This window comes from Vibrio sp. 10N.261.52.A1 (assembly GCF_002876325.1).
GTDB lineage: Bacteria > Pseudomonadota > Gammaproteobacteria > Enterobacterales > Vibrionaceae > Vibrio > Vibrio chagasii.
The window spans coordinates 1-2,844 of record NZ_MCYD01000244.1 but is presented as its reverse complement, the minus strand read 5'-3'; the positions used below and the strand labels follow the sequence as shown (position 1 = coordinate 2,844).

Here is a 2,844-nt window from a genome sequence, read left to right as displayed (position 1 = left end):
TTGGGCAATCTAAGCCAACATTTTTTAATCGAATCATCGATTGCCTACCAATAATCAGCTTCAGTTTTTAGTATAACAATTGAACACGTTAGTTTGCATTACCCCTTGTTTCAGCAGGCGCTTAGGCAGCTAATATTCCTTGCTTTGTGTTAACTCGTTCCTTTCCTTTATGCTACAATCGCGCGAGTTTATATAAGAGAAAGAATAGGACACGCTGTGACTTCGTCTCCGGAAAAAGCAGATAAAAATAACCATGTAGCGAATACCAACGCGACATCGGACTCTGCTGCTGATCAAGCTAATCAAAAAAAGCAAAACAACAAACAACAAGCACCTAAAGCAAGCGCATCTCAAAATAGCCCAGCCTCTCTTCGTAAGGCCTTAAATGAGTGCATGATGCGCGACCGCTTCCGTCTAAGTAAGCGTATTTCTGGTGCAAGCCGTATTAAGAACGAAAAATCTAAGCATGCTGTTTTCGATGAAATCGCATTAGACATTGCCCAATCGATGATGACGGCAACCCAGCGTGCTGCGCAAAAACCTACCATTGAATACCCAGAAATTCTCCCTGTTAGCCAAAAGCGCGATGATATTGCGAAAGCCATTGAAGAAAACCAAGTGGTTATCGTGGCGGGTGAAACGGGCTCGGGTAAAACCACTCAGCTTCCTAAGATCTGTTCTGAGCTTGGCCGTGGTCGCTTTGGCCTAATTGGTCATACTCAGCCGCGTCGTCTGGCTGCGCGTTCGGTTGCGAACCGTATTGCCGAAGAGATGGAAACCCAGTTGGGTGAATTTGTTGGTTATAAGGTTCGATTCAACGACCAGATTTCTGACAACACACAAATCAAACTGATGACCGACGGTATTCTACTGGCGGAGATTCAACACGACCGTTTCTTAAACCAGTACGACACCATCATTATCGATGAAGCGCACGAACGTAGCCTGAACATCGATTTCATCATGGGTTACCTGAAAGAGTTGCTACCAAAGCGTCCTGATCTAAAAGTGATCATCACGTCGGCAACCATCGACCCAGAGCGTTTCTCTAAGCACTTCGACAATGCACCAATCATTGAAGTGTCGGGCCGTACTTACCCTGTAGATACGCGCTACCGTCCATTAGGTGGTGACGACAGCGATTCTGATCGTGACCAAATGGAAGGTATCTTCGAAGCGGTTGATGAGCTGTGTGATGAAGGCTTAGGCGACATCCTGATCTTCATGAATGGTGAGCGTGAAATTCGTGATACTGCGGACGCACTAAGCAAGCGTAATCTGCGTGATACCGAGATTGTACCGTTGTACGCGCGCCTTTCGGCAGGTGAGCAGAACCGTATCTTCCAATCTCATACTGGTCGACGTATCGTGCTGGCAACCAACGTGGCAGAAACCTCGCTAACCGTTCCGGGCATCAAGTACGTAATCGACCCAGGTACAGCGCGTATCAGTCGTTACAGCTACCGCACCAAAGTACAACGTCTACCGATTGAGCCGATTTCTCAAGCGAGTGCGAACCAGCGTAAAGGTCGTTGTGGTCGTGTTGCTGAAGGTATCTGTATTCGCTTGTACTCTGAAGAAGATTTCGAGTCACGCCCAGAGTTTACCGATCCTGAGATCCTGCGTACCAACCTAGCGTCTGTAATCCTTCAGATGACAGCACTAGGCTTGGGCGATATTCAAGCCTTCCCATTCGTTGAAGCGCCAGATAAGCGCAACATTCAAGATGGTGTAAGACTGCTCGAAGAGCTAGGTGCGATTGCATCGGGCAAGCCAAGTAATAAGAACAAGAACCAAGGCGACGATACTAAGAAGCTAACGGCAATTGGTCGTAAGCTGTCTAAGCTACCGATCGACCCGCGTTTAGCGCGCATGGTTATCGAAGCGCCAAACAACCGCTGTCTACACGAAGTGATGGTTATTGCGTCTGCGCTTTCAATCCAAGACCCGCGAGAACGTCCATCAGACAAACAGCAATCGTCTGACGACAAGCACAAGCGTTTCTTCGATAAAGACTCAGACTTCATCACTTTTGTGAACCTATGGGACTACATCAAGAAGCAGCAAAAAGCGCTGTCGAGTAACCAGTTCCGTAAACAGTGTAAGCAAGATTACCTGAACTACCTGCGTATTCGTGAGTGGCAAGATGTGTACTTCCAAATTCACCAAGCGATGCGTGAATTGGATACCAAGCTCAACGATGAGCCGGGTAGTTACGATGGCATTCACCAGTCGTTGCTATCAGGTTTGCTTTCTCACATTGGTATGAAAGACCAAGAGAAGAATGAATACCAAGGTGCGCGTAATGCACGCTTCCATATCTTCCCTGCGTCTGGCCTATTTAAGAAGCAGCCTAAGTGGATCATGTCTGCTGAGCTGGTGGAAACCTCAAAACTTTGGGGTCGTGTGATTGCTAAAATTCAGCCTGAGTGGATTGAACCGTTAGCGAAGCACCTAATCAAGCGCAGCTACAGTGAACCACACTGGTCGAAGAAACAAGCGGCGGTAATGGCGCACGAAAAAGTGATGCTTTACGGAATCCCGATTGTTCCGAAACGCCTAGTGAACTATGGCGCGATTGACCCAACCATCAGTCGTGAGTTGTTTGTACGCAGCGCATTGGTTGAAGGCGAGTGGGAAACTAAGCACGCGTTCTTCAAACAGAACCGCAAACTTCTACAAGAGGTGGAAGAGCTAGAGCATAAATCCCGTCGCCGTGACATCTTGATCGATGATGATGAACTGTTTGAATTCTACGATCAGCGTGTAGGCGAAGAGGTGGTTTCAGGCCGTCACTTTGATACTTGGTGGAAGAAAACCAGCAAAGAGACCCCAGAGCTACTT

The 2,844-nt window shown here is 47.6% G+C and carries 1 protein-coding gene; it reads left to right on the top strand.

The features are described from left to right. Window positions 1-216: 216 nt before the first annotated feature. Window positions 217-2,844, top strand: a 2,628-nt coding sequence (gene hrpA / locus BCT81_RS03120; RefSeq protein WP_102423208.1) for an ATP-dependent RNA helicase HrpA, incomplete at its 3' end; no start/stop codon positions are given.